We start from the raw sequence: 17,004 nt of genomic DNA on the forward strand, positions 1-17,004 counted from the left end.
AGAGGGCGGATACGCAACCTTTGGCCGTTTTACCCTTCCAACACCCGGCCAAAGCTGGCACCATCGCGCCTTTTTTTACGCGACACCCGCTGGGAACAGGGTTCAAACGGGCGTTCGGTTGTTGATGGGGCGACAGTCTGCTGTGCCGATGCGACAACCTGTCACACGCCGTCTGCTTACACCCTGAAGCGCTGTTGGCTGTCATTCGAACGCTATGCTAGGTTGGCGCCTCGCCAGGAAAGCCGCTACCAGCAGGAGCGCAATGAACTCATGAGGACCGCACATGGCTGAGGCCACGCCCGCGCTTGAAATCCGCAACTTGCACAAACGCTACGGCTCGCTGGAGGTACTCAAGGGTGTCTCGCTGACCGCACGCGACGGCGATGTGATCTCGATCCTGGGTTCCTCCGGTTCCGGCAAGTCCACCTTCCTGCGTTGCATCAACCTCCTGGAAAACCCGCACCAGGGCCAGATCCTGGTGGCCGGTGAAGAACTCAAGCTCAAGGCCGCCAAGAACGGCGAACTGGTCGCCGCCGACGGCAAGCAGATCAACCGCCTGCGCAGCGAAATCGGCTTCGTGTTCCAGAACTTCAACCTCTGGCCGCACATGAGCGTGCTCGACAACATCATCGAGGCCCCGCGCCGGGTGCTCGGCCAGAGCAAGGCCGAAGCCATCGAAGTGGCCGAGGCGCTGCTGGCCAAGGTCGGCATCGCCGACAAGCGCCACGCCTACCCGGCCCAGCTCTCCGGCGGCCAGCAGCAACGCGCCGCCATTGCCCGCACCCTGGCGATGCAGCCCAAAGTCATCCTGTTCGACGAGCCGACCTCGGCACTGGACCCGGAAATGGTCCAGGAAGTGCTCAACGTGATCCGCGCCCTGGCCGAAGAAGGCCGGACCATGCTGCTGGTCACCCACGAAATGAGCTTTGCCCGTCAGGTTTCCAGTGAAGTGGTGTTCCTGCACCAGGGCCTGGTGGAAGAGCAAGGATCGCCACAGCAGGTGTTCGAGAACCCGCTTTCGGCGCGCTGCAAACAATTCATGTCCAGCAACCGCTAACGGAGCAACACGCATGCAGAGCTATAAGAAATTCCTCCTGGCCGCTGCCGCCACTCTGGTGTTCTCGGCCAATGCGATGGCCGCCGACAAACTGAAGATGGGCATCGAAGCGGCCTACCCGCCGTTCAACAACAAGGATGCCAGCGGCCAGGTCGTCGGCTTCGACAAAGACATCGGCGATGCCCTGTGCGCCAAGATGAAGGTCGAGTGCGAAGTGGTCACCTCCGACTGGGACGGCATCATCCCGGCCCTGAACGCCAAGAAGTTCGACTTCCTGATCTCCTCGATGTCGATCACCGACGAGCGCAAGCAGGCGGTGGACTTCACCGACCCGTACTACTCCAACAAGCTGCAGTTCATCGCCCCTAAAGACAAGGCCGACTTCAAGACCGACAAGGCTTCCCTCAAGGGCAAGATCATCGGTGCGCAGCGTGCCACCCTGGCCGGCACCTGGCTGGAAGACAACCTGGGCGACGACATCACCATCAAGCTCTACGACACCCAGGAAAATGCCTTCCTCGACCTGACTTCCGGCCGCCTGGACGCGATCCTGGCCGACAAGTACGTCAACTACGAGTGGCTGAAAAGCGAAGCGGGCAAGCCTTACGAGTTCAAGGGCGATCCGGTTGAAGAAAGCGACAAGATCGGCATCGCCGTGCGCAAGAACGATCCGATCCGCGAGAAGCTCAACGCCGCGCTGAAAGAAATCGTGGCTGACGGCACCTACAAGAAAATCAACGACAAGTACTTCCCGTTCAGCATCTACTGATACTGACTGGCCTGCCCGGCGCCCTCCCCCGAGGGCGCCGGTCCTTAGCAAAGCCTGCCGCGACTTGAATAACCATCCATGAATATCGATCTCTACGGATTCGGCCCGGCGCTCGCCGCTGGCGCGCTGATGACCGTCAAGCTGGCTCTTTCCGCGCTGTGCCTGGGGCTGGTGCTCGGCCTGCTCGGCGCCTTGGCCAAGACTTCCCCGTACAAGCCGCTGCAATGGCTTGGCGGCACCTATTCGACCCTGGTGCGCGGCGTTCCCGAGCTGCTCTGGGTGCTGCTGATCTACTTCGGCACCGTCAACCTGATGCGCGCCCTGGGTGAGTTCTTCGGCAACCCGGAGCTGGAACTCAACGCCTTCGCCGCCGGGGTCATCGCCCTCGGCCTGTGCTTCGGCGCCTACGCCACCGAAGTGTTCCGTGGCGCGATCCTCGCCATCCCCAAGGGCCATCGTGAGGCCGGCGTGGCCCTGGGCCTGTCGAAATGGCGGATCTTCACCAAGCTGATCATGCCGCAGATGTGGCGCATCGCCCTGCCGGGCCTGGGCAACCTGTTCATGATCCTGATGAAGGACACCGCGCTGGTGTCGGTGATCGGCCTGGAAGAAATCATGCGTCACTCGCAGATCGCCGTGACCGTGTCCAAGCAACCCTTCACCTTCTATATGGTGGCGGCCTTCATGTACCTGGGCCTGACCGTGCTGGCCATGACTGGCATGCACTTCCTGGAAAAACGCGCCGCTCGCGGCTTCGCGAGGAGCGCTTCATGAACTGGGAAGTGATCATCAAGTGGCTGCCCAAGCTGGCCCAGGGCGCCACGCTGACCCTGGAGCTGGTGGCCATCGCGGTCATCGCCGGCCTGCTGCTGGCCATTCCGCTGGGCATCGCCCGCTCGTCGCGCCTGTGGTACGTGCGCGCCCTACCCTATGCCTACATTTTCTTCTTCCGCGGCACGCCACTGCTGGTGCAGCTGTTCCTGGTCTACTACGGCCTGGCGCAGTTCGACGCGGTGCGTAACAGCGCGATGTGGCCATACCTGCGCGATCCGTTCTGGTGCGCCACCGCCACCATGACCCTGCACACCGCGGCCTATATCGCCGAGATCCTGCGCGGGGCGATCCAGGCCATCCCGCCGGGCGAGATCGAAGCGGCGCGGGCGCTGGGCATGTCCAAGCCCAAGGCGCTGTTCTACATCATCCTGCCCCGGGCCGCGCGCATCGGCCTGCCCGCCTACAGCAACGAAGTGATCCTGATGCTCAAGGCCAGCGCCCTGGCCAGTACCGTGACCCTGCTGGAACTGACCGGCATGGCCCGCACCATCATCGCCCGCACCTACCTGCCGGTGGAGATCTTCTTCGCCGCCGGGGTGTTCTACCTGCTGATGTCCTACGTGCTGGTGCAAGGCTTCAAGCTGCTGGAACGCTGGCTGCGCGTCGAGCAATGCCAAGGCCGCTGAACCCTTCGCTCCTACCGGCGCCCCGCTAACCTGTAGGAGCGAGCTTGCTCGCGATTGCCATCCCCCAGACACCGCCGAGCCCGCCATGCCCTCCATCCTCCAAGGCCCCGAACTCCTCACCCGCTTCCAGGCCCTGGACCGCTTCCTGCTCGACCATCAACAGCTCTGGCGTCCACGCCCCTTCACCGAGCTGCAACTGCCCTGGGAAGCCCGGCACCACGAACTCGCCCAATGGCTGCGCCAGCGCAGCCTGGACGATGCCGAGGCCAGCCATAACCACCCCGAGTTGCTCGATGCTCCCGCGCCCTTCCCCGATCTGGCGCGGACTGCCGCCGCGCTAGGCGCCGTGGCCGAGCTGCCAACGCACCAGGTACCAGCTGCCCGCCAACGCCTCAACGTCGACGTACCCGGGCGTAAATGGCAACAGATCGAAGCCTTCGCCGCCTGCCTGGAGTTCACCCAGGCACCCGGCCACTGGCTGGACTGGTGTTCGGGCAAGGGCCACCTCGGCCGCCGCCTGCTGCAACCCGGGCAACAGCTGACCTGCCTGGAATACGACCCGGCCCTGGTCGCCAGCGGCCGGCAACTGAGCGAACACCATCGGCTGCCGGCCAGCCACCTGCAGCAAGACGTGCTCGCCGCCGACGCCGCTGTCCGCCTGAGCGCCGAACACACCCCGGTGGCCTTGCACGCCTGTGGTGACCTGCATGTGCGCCTGATGCGACTGGCCAGCGAGTGCGGCTGTCGCCAACTGGCCATCGCGCCCTGCTGCTACAACCGCATCAGCCACGCCGAGTACCAGCCGCTTTCCGGCCCGGCCAAGGGCTCGACGCTGCAACTCTCCCTCGACGACCTCGGCCTGCCCCTGAGCGAGACCGTCACCGCCGGCGCCCGGGTACGCCGCCAGCGCGACAGCTCCATGGCCCGGCGCCTGGCCTTCGACCTGCTGCAACGCCGGCTGCGCGGGGGCGATGAATACCTGCCCACCCCGTCGCTGCCCGCCAGCTGGCTGGACAAACCCTTCGCCGACTACTGCCGCGACCTGGCCGCCCTCAAGCACTTATCCACAGTCGGCTCGCAGGACTGGCCGGCGCTGGAGGCCGCCGGCTGGCAGCGCCTGGCCCAGGTGCGCAACCTGGAGCTGCTGCGCGGCCTGTTCCGTCGGCCATTGGAGCTGTGGCTGGTGCTCGATCGCGGGCTGTTTTTGCAGGAACAGGGTTATCGCGTGCAACTGGGCCAGTTCTGCCCGGCACCGCTCACCCCACGCAACCTGATGCTGCTGGCGGAACGTGGATAACTTGGATCCACCACCCCACCCAGCCTGTGGATAACTCTGTTGATGAATTCCTGCCAAAGCCACTGAAAGTGCCTGTTACAGGCCTAATCCATAGCTGGTCATTTTTTGTTCATAAAAATAAATCAACGAAAAAACAGCCAGTTGCGGCGAACTGAGAACGGATCCACAAAATCGACCGGAATTGCCGTGCAACGGCCATCGATTGTGCATAAGCGTTAATACCAAAGGACATAACCGCCGAAAACCGGCACCTGGCAGGCAGCAAATTGCGCCGGTTGGCGGCGCTTGTTATACAGACGCAGGCGCTCGCGGGCGCGTCCGAGCCAGAACCTTTGTGACTGACGGGAAAAGACAGTGACGTTCATTTCTTATGCACAGAATTTCGAAGACATCCGCCTGTGGCGCGCGCTCAAACATGTCGAAAAAGGCCTCTACATCGACGTCGGCGCCAACCACCCCACCGCCGACTCCGTGACCCGCGCCTTCTACGACCGTGGCTGGAGCGGGATCAACGTCGAACCGGTACCCAGCTATTACGACGCCCTGTGCCAGGAGCGCCCCCGGGACACCAACCTGCAATGCGCAGCCGGCGACAACGCCGAGGCCCTGACCTTCTACGGTATCGCCGACACCGGCCTGTCCACCCTCGACCCCGCCATCGCCCAGCAGCACAAGGACGCCGGCATGCCGGTGCAGACTCAGATCGTCAGCTCGCGCACCCTGAGCGATATCTGCGAGGCTCATGTCGACGGCCCGATCCATTTCCTCAAGATCGACGTCGAAGGCCACGAAGAAACCGTGCTGCGCAGCATGGACTTCAGCCGCTGGCGACCGTGGATCCTGCTGATCGAAACCCCGTGGAACCGCGACCAGGCCTGGGAAACCCTGGTTACCGGCGCCGGCTATCACCCTGTGGTGTTCGATGGCATCAACACCTTTTACCTGGCCGAAGAACACCTGAACCTCAGGGGCGCCTTCGACATCCCGCCGTGCAACCTCGACGAATTCCAGTTCAACCCCGGCCACCGCTTCGTCGCCCCCGCCACCGACCTGGAACAGGCCCTGATCGCCGAACGCCAACGCGCCGACCGCGCCGAAGCCGAACTCCACGCCCTGCGCAACAGCCGCTCATGGCGCGCCATCGAAAAACTCAAGAAAGTGCTGGTGCGCGGCGGACGTCACTGAGAGCGTCAATCAAGCAATAGCCTCATGCTGCGCTGTGACTGCTTGACTCACACGTTCCCCGCGGGCTTGCAAAAACAGTCTCGGCGGCCGAGTATTTCCGCCTACCTCAGCTCGAACAGGGATATGTTTCAGCGAGGCGTTATCAGGCACATACGGTCACAAGGACGAGACGACCATGACTTCTTTTTGCCAGCAAACGCGGCACGGCTCTCAGGCTGGGTGTCTATCGCAGCATCTGGACAGCGTGAGTCATCCCAAGGCCCCACCTCTCCTCGCTACGCTCCCTGCTTCGCGTAAACCAAACTCGCCACGTACTCAATCCCTTCTGCCCGACCTGACACGGAGCCCGATATGAGCGGGAAACCTGCAGCTCGCGTTACCGACCCTACCGCCTGCCCACTACCCGGCCACGGTACCAATCCAATCGCCTCGGGCTCCCCCGACGTACTGTTCGACGGACTACCGGCCGCTCGCCTGGATGACCCTTCAGCATGCGGAGGAAAGCTGTCCGGAAACCTCTCGGCGACAGTGTTCATAAACGGGAAAAACGCAGCAACGGTCGATAGCCTCGGCACCCATGGCAACGTAGTGATCGGTGGCTCCGGGACAATCATCATTGGCGATACCTTCGTCCCCAGCCCCATGGCACCGATCCAGGGCATGGGCACAAGTCCATTCAAAGGCCGCTTCCGGGTGTTCGACAGAGAAACCGGCAAGGCCATCGCCGGCCAACAAGTGCGTATCAGCTCCAGCAGCGGAGAGTCGATACAAACTACCGATGCAGAAGGCTACACATCCTGGGTGAACAACGAGCAGCCGGAAACACTGAAGTTCGACCTGATCTATGGAGATGATCAATGAGTGGTGATAACCCCTTGTCGACCGGCGGCATGTCAGCACCAGGGCAGACAACGGATGTAGGCCTGACAAAACCCAGACTCGCCCCTGGAGACAAAAAAGTTCTCTGCTCGGCGGCCTGTTACTGCCAGGCAACACCTAACGTAGCGGTGGACGGCAAAAACCTTAAACAGCAGTGCGTTGCCGCGCGCCTGAACGGGCTGGACAAAATCCTTATGGGGCGAAGCCCGCTGAAGCCGGAAGTCAGCTACGACATGACCAAAAAGCCGCCCGTTCCGATCATGGACAGCCAGAGTGGCGACAACCCTCATAGCTGGATCCCCGGCTGGATCAAGAAATACTGGGATCAGGACCCAGATCACCCACCATTCGAAGCAGGCACGGGCATGATTCGCCGACCAGACGTCGTCATCGTGAATGACCCGAGAAAACCTCCGACCCAAGACAACATCAAACAGGTTGTGGAAATGAAGTTTCCACCCGATTCTCCAAACACGAAACAGACGGCTGAATACGCGAAAATTGCAGGGGGCAGCAATAAGGTGGTCACCCTCGATGCCAGAGAATGCGACTGCACCCAGGAAGAGCAAACTTCTAGAGTCCCGTCTGAAGAGCTGGGGTGGGCCGCAGCGATTGCAGCCGCCGCCGCGTGGCTACTGAGCCGCGGCAAGACGCCTGTCCCGAGATTCCCGGTACCCGCCGGCGCCATGTGATTTAAAGGAACCGACCATGAGTGAACCTTTCGACTTAGCCGCCGAGCTGGAAAAAATGCCTTTCGCCCTGGAGATCCCGGGCCATTTACTGATGAAGGGTGGGCGGCAAGACTACATTGGAGCAGCGCTCTGCATCCGAGGCACCTTGTATTTCAAGGATGCCCATACCGTTCCGGTACGCGAAGAACTTGGTCGATGCTTCAACGACTACCAGCGCCTGGCAGGGCCTGAGTTGAGGTGGCTATGGCGAGAAGAACCGCCTGAAGGTTCAGCATTGACCCCTTACAACAAGGCCAGATCCCTGATCGAGATGCTGGCCACCATGAAAGAAAACGATCACCTGAGTTTTTACTACACCGGTGGCCGTGAAGCGGTAGACGCCAGTCCCTGGTTTTTCGAGTTGTTCGGCCAGCGTGGCTGGGAAGCAAAAATGGGGGATGACCTCAGCGTGCTGGAGTTTTCAGTCCCGATCCTCTTCTTCGAAGAGCACCGTCTCGACTTCCTGCGCTTGTTCCTCGATTGTGCAGCCCGTCTGAAAGCGGAACAGGGCTATGCCGGTTATGCGCTAAACCTGTCCGTGACCAAAAGAGACGGCAACGAAGCAACAGAAGCCTACATGAGCGAAAGCATGCCCGGGCTGGATGCAGGCCTGGCCCCCCTATTGGCCAACCGGCCCGAGTTCCAGAAGAACAAAATCAAAACCGTGAGCTGGCTGACCGTACTCAACAAACCACGCCTGGAAAGCGCAGGAGGTTTAAAGGCACTACAGGCCAGGTTGCCTGACAGCCATTTCGCTTTTTATGACTACGGTGCCGGCGTGATCATCCAGGCCGGAAACGAACCATCCGTGATAGGCGATGCCGACTTCCCACGGCCTCCCGCCTACGTGCTGCTGAACCATGAGCTCAAGGAGCTGCGTTACGAAACAGTCGGCGACCTTCATGGTGGTTCTCATGATGGCGAAGTTCGTCTTACCGGGTGGTCGGCGGATCAATGGTTGAAACGCTTTGATGTGCCGCTGTCCGAGCTGAGCGCCTATCAGCACAAACTCAGCGAACAGCCCGCACTCAGCAGCCAGTACACGCTCAAGGACCGACTGCCCCCACCAAGGTTATAAAACCAGCGGCCCCAGCAATGCCCCCCTGACCGGCCAGTTCGGTGGTATGACGCGACGCCAATGAGTGCTACGCCACTTTCCGCTTGGACCGCTCCAAGGGCACCCATGCGAACATCGATCCCAAGGTAGCCGGAGCATCTGCAAAAATAGTCAGATTTCAGGGGTTTACAGAACCTTGCCAATCGCTATAATCGTCGCCCTGACACGCCGGTATAGCTCAGTTGGTAGAGCAACTGACTTGTAATCAGTAGGTCCCGGGTTCGACTCCTGGTGCCGGCACCATACAAGGTTCCAGAGAAGGCTTTCAAAATCTCTGGAACTCCCGAAAAACCCGCCTTCTGGCGGGTTTTTTCGTTTTGGGGTTCTGTCGGGTTACGGCAAAAACCGGGTGGATTGCGGCCGTTTTAGGGCTAAGGCCATTCGATACAAAGGGAGCCCCCTTATGTCGAGCTCCTCGCCGATTCGGCTTGCCGCTCAGCCAAGCCCACCAACTGCGCCTACAAGCTTTCGACGGCGACGACCTCTACCTTGGCAAAAGTTTTGCGCTAGTGTTCCCTGCGGGCTAAGACGGTTTTCACGTGCATTGCCTTTAAAAACAGGTGCGAACGCTTATGACGAATGCTACGCCGTCCATCAAACTCAGCACTCTTCGGCACATAGCCCCCTATCTGAGCATGCGAGGGGTGTCGCCGCTGGAGTTCTTTCGGCGTTACGGTATTTCCCCTCATGTTTTTCAAAACCCTGATGCCTGGGTACCGCGAGCGGCCTGCTTTCATATAGCCAATGAAATGGCAGCTATCGCACAGGACCCCTTCGGCGGCGCATGTGTGGGACACCTGATCGAAGTACGCTCTCTCGGTGCCTGGGGCGAGTTGATATTGGACTCAACCAACCTCGCTCAGGCTTGTGCAGTGGCGTCGATCTATACGGACTTACTGCATCAAGGAGGAGAAGTAAAAATCGTCACCGAAGGCCGTACGACAAAACTGATCCAGCAATTTACCGGACAGCACGGGGCTGATCCGAAGCAAGTCATTCTCGGCACTCTTGCGCTGCTTAGAAAAGTACCGCTCATGTCCGGCGAGCCTGGCGCCATACGCGTGCATCTGCAAAACCCAAGGGAAAGAGGAGACGAGGCGCTCGAAGAATACCTGGGGCCGAATCTCGAAATGAACGCGCAGTACAACATGATCGAATTCGACCGTGAGCTGCTAGGCACTCCCCTGCAAGCTGTTCGGGATGACGCCTGGAAAGTCACCGAAGCCTTGAGGTCGACCGCGGAAGCGGCAGGCGTGCTTATCGAGCAGATATCGGACCAGGATCAATCCAAACTTACCGCTATTTCCAGAAACATCGGACTGTCTTCTCGAACGCTGCAACGTCGTCTCAAATACTGCGGCATCGACTTCGAAGATTTACGCGACGAGACGCGTCGCAGCGAAGCCCTTCAGCTCATTGCCAGCGGTAAATACACTGCGACCGAGATTGCCTACATGGTGGGTTACAGCGATCAAGCGCACTTTACTCGAGCCTTCAAACGCTGGACTGGGAGTTCACCGTCGCGCTACCGCTCGGCCTTGAAACTTGATTATTAAAACTCAAGACAGCGTCTTCGCCTAACCACTTCCCCCCTCCCGCCGGACCATCTAATAGAGACCTGCGAAGCCTGCAACTACCGGGATATGGCTTGTCGTCCTGATCCCTGCAGCCATTTCTGTGCGAACTCCGCCAACAGGCGATGCGTAATGGCTTCGCCTTTTGGCACCAAATGGCAAGTTTCCATCAAGACGTTCTTATACAGTCTGAAAAGGTAATGCCAACACCAGCGAGCGGTGCAGCAAGCAATCCAGGCACAAGCAAAAGTCTGAAGCTGGTGAATGGAATCACTTCTTATAAGATCAAGAGGTTTAAATGCCCTACTCATTCACGGCCGGCATCGTCGCCCTGACGCTGGCAACTTTTGCGAGTGCAAACACTCAGTCATCCTCTGATGGGGCGACGCTGGTGGGTGTCGATAATTTTATCCGTGCCGAGTCCGACCTCTACATGGGTAAAAGGGTGGCCAGTGGAGGTTTTGGTCGGTTTGTCCATAGCCGCGAACCGGTTCCCATCGACGCTCAGGATGTCATCCGAATGAATCGGGACACGCTTTACTCGTCAGCGGTGTTCGATCTCGATGCCGGTCCAGTCACGATCACATTGCCTGAGGCCGGCGAGCGGTTCATGTCGATGCAAGTGGTCAACGAAGATCACTACGTAACCGCCGTCGTTTACGGTGCCGGCCGCCATACGCTGACGAAAGAGGATATCGGCACACGCTATATTTTTGTCGCTGTCCGCATGTTCTTCGATCCCACAGATCGAGAAGACCTTGAGCAGGTGCATGGACTGCAGGACGCAATCAAGGTCAGCCAGGCCAAGCCGGGGGCATTCGCAGTGCCGAAGTGGGATCAGGCGAGCCAGAAAAAGATGCGTGATGCCCTGGCGGTTCTTGGTTCGACGATTCCCAACTACAACCAGTCCTTTGGCCCTAAAGGTGGGGTCGATCCGATCCACCACCTGATCGGAACTGCGACGGGGTGGGGCGGAAACCCGAGCAAGGACGCAATCTACCTCGGCGGTGTGATACCGCAGAACGATGGGAAAACCGTTTACCGTCTCAAAGTTGGACATGTCCCGGTCAACAGTTTCTGGTCTGTAAGTGTTTACAACGCAGATGGATACTTTCAAAAAAACCCATATGACGCCTATTCGTTGAATAACCTCACGGCCAAAAAAAGTGATGATGGTTCGATTGTCATTCAGTTCGGTAGTTGCGACGGAAAGATAGCTAATTGCCTGCCTACCATGCCCGGATGGAACTATACGGTCAGGCTTTATCAGCCAAGTAACGAAATACTGAATGGCCAATGGAGTTTTCCACAGCCGCAGCCCGTCGCTCTATAAGTTTAATTATTCGAATAGTGGCTGGTTCGTCAGATTAATGGGCTGACACCTCAGTAGAGTTAAACGCAAAGGTCACCAAGTTTGATATGGCTTATCAAGCCAGGGATGGCTCTGCACTACAGAGTTCACACCAAAGGAAATAAACAATGACGACCAAAGATAATCCAAATTCTTTCAGACATCCGGTGATGTTCATCATAGGTGCGGCACTCGCATTGACGCTGGCATTGCCTGCACACGCAGCCCTCGACGATTCAAACGGCACGCCATCCGTGACGGTAGGCGGCGGAATTGCCGTTGGCCCTTTGTATGAAGGCTCTTCACATTACGCCGCGTTCCCGTCCCTGAAGCTGAAAGCGGTCTTGCCTACCGAAGACTGGGGCACCTTTACCGCAGCCTTCCCGGAGGGGCTGCGTTGGGACTTGCCGGGGCTGGCGCCTTTCGGGGTGGCCCTGCTGATCGGTTATGACCAGGGGCGCAAGGAAAGAATTCATACCCTGGACGGTCGTGATGACTACTTGAAGGGAATGGGCAACCTGGACAGCACTGCCCTGGTCGGGGCGGAAGTGTACTGGATCCTGCCGAACGGCCGCCTGTTCGTTCGCGGTCTGCAATCGAGCCAGAACCGTAACTACGGTGGCGAAAGCCTGGGGCGCACGGCGTACCTGGAAGCCGGGGTCGCCACTGCATACCCACTGTCTTCGACCTTGACCCTGGACTCGACGCTGTACGGCACCTGGAGCAACGAGAACGACATGATGGCCCGCTTCGGCGTCACGGCCCAGCAAGCCGCACGCACCCGGTTCGATGAGTACCACCCGGGTGGCGGAATGCGGGACGTGACCTTGAAGCTGGGCCTGACCTGGCAATGGCAGCCACAGCTGGCACTGGAAGGTGGCATCAAGACCTATGCCCTGGTCTCCGACGCCCGCGACAGCCCGCTGACGGGTGAGAAGGTCGGAGCAGGTGCCTACCTGAATGCCTTGTACCGGTTCTGATCAACCGTCGGGACCGTGTGCGACATAAAGAAGGAAGCAGTCGATGAAAAAAGTACATGAACCCTGGGGGGTGACGCTGTCCCTGGCCGGCTTGCTCTGGTCGGGGCTGGTGCTTGCCGAGGATGCCACCACGACCGTCACGGACCCTCATTTCAAGCTGGCTCCAGGCTATCTCGCCCCGGCCGAATTGCCAGTGCACCTGGCGTTGCTCGGCGCCCCACCCAAACCTGACTCTGCGGCGCTGGCACGGGACGAGGAAGCACGCCGTGCCGCGCTGGCGCTGCGTGGCTCGGTCCGGGAGAAACTCGCGGCGGCGGACGCGGAACTATCATTCCCGGGCCCGGCGAAAACATTCTCCTGCGCGCTGGGCACCCAGATCAGCGAAAAAGACACGCCTCATCTCTATACGTTGATGCAGCGCACCCTGACGGATGCAGGCGGCTCTACCTACGCCGGGAAGAATGCCTACAACCGTACCCGCCCCTTCGTGGTGCACAACGAAGGCACGTGCCGCAAGGACATGGAGCCACTGCTGCGCACGGATGGTTCCTGGCCATCCGGCCACTCCGCTGCGGGCTGGGCCTGGGGCCTGGTCCTGGCCGAGATCAATCCTGCACGCGCCACCGAATTGATGACCCGTGGCCTGGCATACGGCCAGAGCCGGGTGATCTGCGACGCACACTGGCAGAGCGACGTGGATGCCGGCCGCATCATGGGGGCCGCCACGGTGGCGAGCCTGCACGGCAATCCGGCGTTCCTGGCGGACCTGGCGGCGGCGAAGGAAGAGGTCAAGGCGGCTCAGAAGGCCGGTCTGAAGCCTACACAAGACTGTGGGGCCGAGGATGTGGCGCTCGCGCTGACCCAGCACTGATCGGAGAAACACCATGATGCACAGTGATCACCCCCGTTCATCGTCACGGCTCAGGCATGCCCGCCTGGCTCTGCTGGTCAGCGCCTTCACGGCCGCCGGCTCCAGCCTGCCGATCGTGGCCATGGCAGCAGACGATGACAGTTGGCAGTTCAACGGCGGGCCTTACCTGTGGGGCGCCGGGATCCGTGGACACGTAGGCCACCGTAGCACCGGGACGCAGTTTATAAAGTCCGATTTCTCGGACATCGCGCGCACTGTCGATATGTCGGTGATGCTGATGGGCGAGGCGCGGCGCGGCCCCTACAGCGTGCTCGCCGACTTGATGTACATCGACACCGATACCCGCAACCGTCTACCAGCGGGCGCTCCGGCGTCCAAGCTTGAGGTGGAAAGCAAGACGGCTTGCGGATTCCTGGGGGGCGGATATACCGTGTTGGGGGATGACAATCATCGGTTGGACGTCGCGGGCGGCGTGCGCGTCTGGTACAGCAGCACCGCCATCACCCTGCATGGTGGACCTGCTGGCGGCCTGTCCGGGTCCGACCAGGCTACCTGGGCGGACGCCATGGTGGGGCTGCGTGGGCACTATGCCGTGAACGACCGATTCTGGTTGTCATCCTGGGGCATGGTGGGTGCCGGGCAGTCCCGGGAAGACTGGGATCTGGCCGCACTGGCGGGCTGGGAGTTCTTGCCCGGCTTTTCCGCGGTGGCCGGTTACCGGGCCATGGGGGTGAATTATCGCCATGACGGTTTTGTCTACGACATTGTCCAGAAGGGGCCACTGTTGGGTATCAGTGGGCGATTCTGAGTCTTTCATAGAGCCTTGCCCGACATCCCTCCTCGCTTTCAAATTCCCTTCAGTACCACGCCGCTCTCCAAGCCCCTATCAAGGGGGCTATCAGTTATTTAATCCAAATATATTCCTTATATATTTCAATCAATTAAAAACGCACTCCTGCCGCAGAAAGTAAAAACATTCATGACCTGTTCATAAAAGAACAGTCGCCCCCATCAGTCATCGTTGTTTTACAACGATCAATTTTCTCGAACATCCCGTTCGATATTTTCTCATATTCACAGAAGCCAATTAGATCGATCATGCGCCACGACTCACGCAGATGCAGGGTGAAACGGTGGGATGGATAACTAATCTGATCGCCTATTTAACAGGCAGTCAGTCAGCTCAAAACACACCTCAAGAGGAAGTACGCATGGCTAAGGTATTGGTTCTTTATCATTCGATGTACGGTCATATCGAAACAATGGCCCAGAGCGTGTCGGAAGGTGCCCGGAGCGTTCCCGGGGTCGAGGTCACTATCAAACGCGTACCCGAAACCATGGACCCGGAAGCCTTCAAGGCTGCCCATGGGAAAGTGGATCAGAGCGCTCCGGTGGCCACACCAGGCGAGCTGGGCGACTACGACGCAATCATCCTGGGTACCCCGACCCGCTTCGGCAATATGTCCGGTCAGATGCGCAACTTCCTCGACCAGACCGGCGGGCTGTGGGCCAAGGGCGGGCTGGTTGGCAAGCTCGCCAGTGTATTCACCTCGACAGGTACGGGTGGTGGCCAGGAAATGACCATTGCCTCCACGTGGACCACCCTGGCTCACCACGGCATGATCATTGTGCCCATCGGTTATAGCTCGCCAGCCTTGTTCGACACTTCCAGTGTCGGCGGTGGCACGCCTTATGGCGCATCCACCATTGCCGGTGGTGACGGCTCTCGCCAGCCTGATGCCCGTGAATTGGAGATCGCCCGTCATCAAGGCCAATACGTGGCACAACTGGCGGTCAAACTGAGCAAGTAATAAATCGCCAGGTAAGCGCTGAGGCAGACACTGCATAAGCAGTGTCTGGCTGCGACTCCCGGTGCGGCACCCTACAAAACAAAGCCCTCGCAACGATGCGAGGGCTTTGTTGTTTCTGGGCTAATGTCCCTGCCTCCCGAGACTGCGGGCACCGACTGCTGATACCCACTTCACCAGGCCAATTCGAACAGAAGGACTCACCCCCCCTCAGATTGCCCTATGTGCCCGCAGCCCCCGGCCGGCAAGGCGTTGCGGAGGGTGGTGCTATACTTTTTTAGCTAGCGACAAGCGTGCGGTGTTATCCAGAGCGGCAGGAAAAACGGTCTGGAATTTCAGATAACGACTGCAGAAAAAATGGGGGCCTCTGCGACGATGAAGTAGGAGGTGACTCATGAACCGACACTTTTACATCAGCGATAATCTCGACGAGCTGGAAACCGTTGAAAGCGAACTGGAAGCCAGCGGCATCAGTACCGAGCAGATTCATGTGCTCAGCGACCGGGATGCGGATGTCGAGCAGCATCACCTGCATGATGTGAATTCACTCATGAAGCAGGATGTCGTTCACTCCGGCGAGATTGGCGCGGTCATTGGCATACCGCTCGCGGCATTGGTACTGCTCGGTGCCTATCTGGCAGGTTGGACCGAGTCCGCGGCCGGCTGGGTGCCGTTCATCTTCCTGGCGATCGTGATCCTGGGCTTCTGTATCTGGGAAGGCGGCTTCTTCGGTATCCAGGTACCCAATGCCCACTTCAGCAATTTGAAAAAGACGGTAAGGGACGGCGAGCACATCTTCTTCGTGGATGTGGAACCCGCTCAGGAAGCTGTCCTGGATCGGGTCATCAGCCATCACCCACAGTTGCAGGTCGCCGGAACCGGCGCAGCAGCCCCTCACTGGGTAGTGGCCTGGCTGCAGAAATGGCATCAGTTCAAGCGAACGATATAGAACGCCGTTGAACGCCGGAGGCGGAAGCCAGTCATTGCCCGAGGAAAATCCCCCGGGTGGAAAACACGTAATCCGCCTCGGCTGCCATCAGGCCCACCAGCACCAGCAGACACAAGGGCGGGACGAGTATGGCGTAGACCATCGCCAGGCGTTCCCACGCCATGTGCATGAAGATGGAAACGATCAGGCCCGCCTTCAACAGCATGAGGACCAGGATCAGCGACCACCTGAAATAGCCCTCGAAGTGAAAGTAGTCGACCAGGTAGGACAGGGTACTGAGTACGAACAACAGCCCCCAGATCTTCAGGTACAAGCTCACTGGATGCTGTTGACCTTGTGCATGTGCCATCGCCGGTACTCCTCTGCGGGCTCACCATAAGTAGAAGAAAGCGAAGATAAATACCCACACCAGGTCCACGAAGTGCCAGTACAGCCCGGCGATCTCGACGATCTGATAGTTGCCGGAGCGCTCGTAGTCACCGCGCAATACCTTGAAGGCGACGATGCACAGGTAAATGACGCCGATCGATACATGCAGCCCGTGGAAACCGGTGATCATGAAAAAGCTGGCACCGAATTGCGCGGCGCCCATGGGGTTCGACCAGGGGCGTACGCCTTCGGCGATAAGCTTGCTCCACTCGAACGCCTGCATGCTGACAAAGGTCGCCCCGAAGGCCGCGGTAGCCAGCATCAGGGCCGCGCATTTGCCGCGTACACGGCGATAGGCGAAGTTCACGGCCATGGCCATGGTGCCGCTGCTGCTGATCAGCACGAAGGTCATGATGGCGATCAGGATCAACGGGATTTCAACGCCACCGATGGTCAGGGCGAACACTTCGCTGGGGTTCGGCCAGGGGGCGGTGGCACTCATGCGCACCGACATGTAGCCGGTCAGGAAGCAGGTGAAGATGAAGGTGTCGCTGAGCAGGAAGATCCACATCATCGCCTTGCCCCAGGGCACCCGCTTGAACACATC

At 59.5% G+C, this 17,004-nt stretch carries 18 protein-coding genes and 1 tRNA gene; 17 read left to right on the plus strand and 2 right to left on the minus strand.

The features are described from left to right. Positions 1 to 283 precede the first annotated feature (283 nt). The 17 genes from J4D28_RS18135 (at position 284) to J4D28_RS18215 (ending at position 16,028) form a co-directional block, all read left to right on the plus strand. Positions 284 to 1,057, plus strand: coding sequence for an ABC transporter ATP-binding protein (locus tag J4D28_RS18135; RefSeq protein ID WP_009046514.1), 774 nt, complete (start codon positions 284 to 286; stop codon positions 1,055 to 1,057). Positions 1,058 to 1,070: 13 nt separating this feature from the next. Then, the gene (locus tag J4D28_RS18140) at positions 1,071 to 1,826 is read left to right on the plus strand and encodes an ABC transporter substrate-binding protein (RefSeq protein WP_009046513.1); all 756 of its coding nucleotides are present in this window, start codon (positions 1,071 to 1,073) and stop codon (positions 1,824 to 1,826) included. Between the two features lie 78 nt (positions 1,827 to 1,904). Beyond that, entirely contained in the window at positions 1,905 to 2,600 is a 696-nt protein-coding gene (locus tag J4D28_RS18145; protein ID WP_009046512.1) for an ABC transporter permease, read from the plus strand. Then, the gene (locus J4D28_RS18150; RefSeq protein WP_007922607.1) at positions 2,597 to 3,286 is read left to right on the plus strand and encodes an ABC transporter permease; all 690 of its coding nucleotides are present in this window, start codon (positions 2,597 to 2,599) and stop codon (positions 3,284 to 3,286) included. Before J4D28_RS18145 ends, J4D28_RS18150 begins: the two co-directional genes overlap by 4 nt. A gap of 85 nt (positions 3,287 to 3,371) precedes the next feature. Further along, the gene (locus J4D28_RS18155) at positions 3,372 to 4,583 is read left to right on the plus strand and encodes a methyltransferase (protein ID WP_103331334.1); all 1,212 of its coding nucleotides are present in this window, start codon (positions 3,372 to 3,374) and stop codon (positions 4,581 to 4,583) included. Between the two features lie 354 nt (positions 4,584 to 4,937). Then, positions 4,938 to 5,768: an FkbM family methyltransferase gene (locus J4D28_RS18160; RefSeq protein ID WP_103331333.1), complete on the plus strand. Its 831-nt coding sequence runs from the start codon at positions 4,938 to 4,940 to the stop codon at positions 5,766 to 5,768. Positions 5,769 to 6,119: 351 nt separating this feature from the next. Next, a complete protein-coding gene (locus J4D28_RS18165) occupies positions 6,120 to 6,629 on the plus strand; it encodes a PAAR domain-containing protein (protein ID WP_028683813.1) in 510 nt (169 codons plus the stop codon). After that, a complete protein-coding gene (locus tag J4D28_RS18170) occupies positions 6,626 to 7,339 on the plus strand; it encodes a VRR-NUC domain-containing protein (protein ID WP_039967602.1) in 714 nt (237 codons plus the stop codon). The genes J4D28_RS18165 and J4D28_RS18170 overlap by 4 nt, the downstream gene beginning before the upstream one ends. A 16-nt stretch (positions 7,340 to 7,355) precedes the next feature. Then, the gene (locus J4D28_RS18175; protein WP_103331332.1) at positions 7,356 to 8,456 is read left to right on the plus strand and encodes a type VI immunity family protein; all 1,101 of its coding nucleotides are present in this window, start codon (positions 7,356 to 7,358) and stop codon (positions 8,454 to 8,456) included. Between the two features lie 206 nt (positions 8,457 to 8,662). Then, positions 8,663 to 8,738: transfer RNA gene (locus J4D28_RS18180), tRNA-Thr, on the plus strand. 329 nt (positions 8,739 to 9,067) lie between these two features. Next, positions 9,068 to 10,051 (plus strand): AraC family transcriptional regulator, encoded by a 984-nt coding sequence (locus J4D28_RS18185; RefSeq protein ID WP_009046506.1) that lies wholly within the window; start codon positions 9,068 to 9,070, stop codon positions 10,049 to 10,051. A 316-nt stretch (positions 10,052 to 10,367) separates the two neighbouring features. Next, positions 10,368 to 11,402 (plus strand): DUF1254 domain-containing protein, encoded by a 1,035-nt coding sequence (locus J4D28_RS18190; protein ID WP_016702596.1) that lies wholly within the window; start codon positions 10,368 to 10,370, stop codon positions 11,400 to 11,402. A gap of 146 nt (positions 11,403 to 11,548) precedes the next feature. Next, positions 11,549 to 12,400, plus strand: coding sequence for a MipA/OmpV family protein (locus tag J4D28_RS18195; RefSeq protein ID WP_009046504.1), 852 nt, complete (start codon positions 11,549 to 11,551; stop codon positions 12,398 to 12,400). 43 nt (positions 12,401 to 12,443) lie between these two features. Next, on the plus strand, positions 12,444 to 13,271 hold the full coding sequence (locus tag J4D28_RS18200; protein WP_103331331.1) for a phosphatase PAP2 family protein: 828 nt from the start codon (positions 12,444 to 12,446) through the stop codon (positions 13,269 to 13,271). Between the two features lie 13 nt (positions 13,272 to 13,284). Then, positions 13,285 to 14,079 (plus strand): hypothetical protein, encoded by a 795-nt coding sequence (locus J4D28_RS18205; protein WP_103331330.1) that lies wholly within the window; start codon positions 13,285 to 13,287, stop codon positions 14,077 to 14,079. Positions 14,080 to 14,482: 403 nt separating this feature from the next. After that, on the plus strand, positions 14,483 to 15,082 hold the full coding sequence (gene wrbA, locus J4D28_RS18210) for an NAD(P)H:quinone oxidoreductase (RefSeq protein WP_103331329.1): 600 nt from the start codon (positions 14,483 to 14,485) through the stop codon (positions 15,080 to 15,082). A gap of 391 nt (positions 15,083 to 15,473) precedes the next feature. Continuing rightward, positions 15,474 to 16,028: a hypothetical protein gene (locus J4D28_RS18215; protein ID WP_009046500.1), complete on the plus strand. Its 555-nt coding sequence runs from the start codon at positions 15,474 to 15,476 to the stop codon at positions 16,026 to 16,028. 31 nt (positions 16,029 to 16,059) lie between these two features. Here the strand turns inward: J4D28_RS18215 and J4D28_RS18220 are convergent, their stop codons facing one another. Both J4D28_RS18220 and J4D28_RS18225 read right to left on the minus strand, forming a co-directional pair. Then, positions 16,060 to 16,377, minus strand: coding sequence for a cytochrome C oxidase subunit IV family protein (locus J4D28_RS18220; protein WP_009046499.1), 318 nt, complete (start codon positions 16,375 to 16,377; stop codon positions 16,060 to 16,062). Positions 16,378 to 16,398: 21 nt separating this feature from the next. Beyond that, positions 16,399 to 17,004, minus strand: a 606-nt coding sequence (locus J4D28_RS18225; RefSeq protein ID WP_207246437.1) for a heme-copper oxidase subunit III family protein, incomplete at its 5' end; no start/stop codon positions are given.

This window comes from Pseudomonas sp. GW531-T4, assembly GCF_017349615.1.
In the GTDB taxonomy this organism is placed as follows: Bacteria; Pseudomonadota; Gammaproteobacteria; order Pseudomonadales; family Pseudomonadaceae; genus Aquipseudomonas; species Aquipseudomonas chlororaphis_I.